Origin of the sequence: Rhizobacter sp. (genome assembly GCF_031412075.1) — a bacterium.
In the GTDB taxonomy this organism is placed as follows: Bacteria; Pseudomonadota; Gammaproteobacteria; order Burkholderiales; family Burkholderiaceae_C; genus Rhizobacter.
The window spans coordinates 1-2,622 of sequence record NZ_JANOCG010000382.1 but is presented as its reverse complement, the minus strand read 5'-3'; the positions used below and the strand labels follow the sequence as shown (position 1 = coordinate 2,622).

The 2,622-nt window shown below is 62.8% G+C and carries 4 protein-coding genes; all 4 read left to right on the top strand.

The genetic code is table 11. The features are described from left to right. The coding region (locus RMO40_RS14280) for an endoribonuclease YicC domain-containing protein (protein ID WP_309722471.1) at positions 1–400 on the top strand (400 nt) is incomplete at its 5' end. Between the two features lie 11 nt (positions 401–411). Then, on the top strand, positions 412–1,032 hold the full coding sequence (gene gmk / locus RMO40_RS14275) for a guanylate kinase (protein ID WP_309722474.1): 621 nt from the start codon (positions 412–414) through the stop codon (positions 1,030–1,032). Between the two features lie 29 nt (positions 1,033–1,061). Next, positions 1,062–1,265, top strand: coding sequence for a DNA-directed RNA polymerase subunit omega (gene rpoZ / locus RMO40_RS14270; protein ID WP_174328597.1), 204 nt, complete (start codon positions 1,062–1,064; stop codon positions 1,263–1,265). A 98-nt stretch (positions 1,266–1,363) separates the two neighbouring features. Next, on the top strand, positions 1,364–2,622 hold a 1,259-nt coding region (locus RMO40_RS14265; protein ID WP_309722464.1), incomplete at its 3' end, for an HD domain-containing protein.

The window sequence follows — 2,622 nt, the reverse complement described above, 5'->3', positions numbered from 1 at the left end:
GCTGGCCGCGCAGGCTGAGCCGTTGGTACCGGCGGTGGTGCAGCGCCTTCAACAGCGCTTTCTGGAGCGCTGGCAAGAAGCCCTGGTCGCCACGGGCGCGGCGCAAACCATCTCGCGCGAAGCCCTTCAGGAGCGCGCGCTCAACGAAGCCGCCGCTTATTCCATCCGCATCGACGTTGCCGAAGAGCTGGCCCGCCTGCGTGCCCACACCGAAGAAATCGCCCGCCTGCTCAAGGCCGGCGGCGAGGTCGGCAAAAGGCTCGACTTCCTGATACAAGAGTTGCTGCGTGAAGCCAACACCCTGGGCTCCAAGTCATCGACGCTGGATCTGACCAACATCTCGGTGGAGATGAAAGTCCTGATCGAACAACTGCGCGAGCAAGTCCAGAATCTCGAGTGATGACCTCAGCAATGGACTACCCAGGCAACCTCTTCGTGGTCGCAGCGCCCAGCGGCGCTGGCAAGTCGAGCCTCGTCAACGCCTTGTTGCAGATGGATTCGCACCTGGTGGTGTCGATCTCGCACACCACCCGCCAACCGCGCGGGCAGGAACAGGAAGGCCGCGAGTACTTCTTCATCGAAGACGCTGTCTTCCGCGACAAGATCTCCCGTGGCGATTTCCTTGAGCATGCGCTGGTCCACGGCAACCGCTACGGCACCTCGCGCGCCGAGGTCGAAAAGCGCATCGCTGGCGGCGAAGACGTGATCCTGGAGATCGATTACCAAGGCGCCATTCAGATCAAGCAGATCTTTCCGAACGCTATTCTCATCTTCATCCTCCCTCCGAGCTGGGACGAACTGGCCCAACGCCTGACGCGGCGCGGGGAAGACCCCCCGCACGTCATCGCCAAGCGCCTGGCCAACGCCCGCATCGAGGTGGCCCAGGCCCAGTATTTCGACTTCGTTATAATCAATGCCTTGTTTGAAACGGCGCTGTTCGACCTGAAAGCGATCGTTCATTCGCAGCGACTCAAGTACGCTGCCCTGCGAAGAAGCAAGCCTGCTGTCTTTGCGGCCCTCAATCTCAGTTAGTCCGTTAGTACCCTCACCGGAGCACCTCCATGGCCCGCATCACCGTCGAAGACTGTCTCGTCAAGATCCCGAACCGCTTCCAGCTGGTGCTCGCAGCCACCTACCGTGCCCGCATGCTGAGCCAGGGCCACGCGCCCAAGATCGAAACCAAGAACAAGCCCGGTGTGACCGCGCTGCGCGAAATCGCCGCTGGCGAAGTCGGCATCGAGATGCTGCGCAAGGTGCCGCTCTGAGACTCACCTGACAAGCTTCAATCGCAACGGCCCTTCGGGGCCGTTTGCTTTTGGGGCGCCCGAACAAGGTCTTGCACGATCCGCGATAAATTCGGGGCATGGCCGGCCCCATCACCAACTGGATTCGCGACGCCGCCAGCGGCGTGGGCCGGCGCGTGCGCGAGCCGGCTGTGCCGGCGGCCACGAGTGACGCCGCAGCAGCCTCATTCGCCACGCTGACCAAGAAGCTCGACTACCTCGACGCCTCCGACATCAAGCGCGTGCGCGAGGCATACCGCTTTGCCGACGAGTCCCACCTGGGCCAGTTTCGCGCCAGCGGCGAGCCCTACATCACCCACCCCATCGCCGTGGCCGGCCTGTGCGCCGAATGGAAGCTCGACGCTCAAGCCATCATGGCCGCGCTGATGCACGACGCGATGGAAGACTGTGGCGTGACCAAGGTCGAGCTGATCGAACGTTTTGGCGCCGCCACCGCTGACCTGGTCGACGGCCTCACCAAGCTCGACAAGCTGCAGTTCTCCACCAAAGAAGAATCGCAGGCCGAGTCGTTCCGCAAGATGCTGTTGGCGATGGCGCGCGATGTGCGCGTGATCCTCATCAAGCTGGCCGACCGCTTGCACAACATGCGCACCATGGGCGCGATGGTGGCGGCCAAACGCATTCGCATCGCCCGCGAAACGCTCGATATTTACGCCCCCATCGCCCACCGCCTGGGCTTGAACCAGACCTACCGCGAGCTGCAGGAGCTGTCGTTCCAGCACCTCAAACACTGGCGGCATGCGGCCTTGTCCAAGGCGGTGCTGCGCGCGCGCGGTTACCGGCGTGACATCGTCGACCGCATCCAGCACGAGGTCGAGAAGGCCTTTGCCGACACCAAGCAAAAGGTGCAGGTTTTCGGCCGCGAAAAAACGCTGTACTCCATCTACGCCAAGATGCGCGACAAGCACCTGAGCTTTGCGCAGGTCAACGACATCTTCGGCTTTCGCATCGTGGTCAACACCTTGCCCGAGTGTTATATGGCGCTTGGCGTGCTGCACCAGCTCTACAAGCCGCTGCCGGGCCGCTTCAAGGATTACATCGCCATCCCCAAGGCCAACGGCTACCAGTCGCTGCACACCACGCTGGTGAGCCCGCTGGGCACGGCGGTGGAGTTCCAGATCCGCACCGAGCCCATGCACGCGGTGGCTGAAAAAGGCATCGCGGCGCACTGGATGTACAAGGTGGGCGGCAAAGGCCAGGCGCAGGATGCGCAGCGCCTGGGCGCGCTGTGGTTGCAATCGCTGGTCGATATTCAAGATGAGACGCGCGACGCGAGCGAGTTTCTCGAGCACGTGAAGATCGACCTCTTCCCCGACGC

Bases quoted from the DNA above. Each gene is read 5' to 3' on its own strand.
- gmk (WP_309722474.1), top strand. From the start codon at position 412: ATGGACTACCCAGGCAACCTCTTCGTGGTCGCAGCGCCCAGCGGCGCT.
- rpoZ (WP_174328597.1), top strand. From the start codon at position 1,062: ATGGCCCGCATCACCGTCGAAGACTGTCTCGTCAAGATCCCGAACCGC.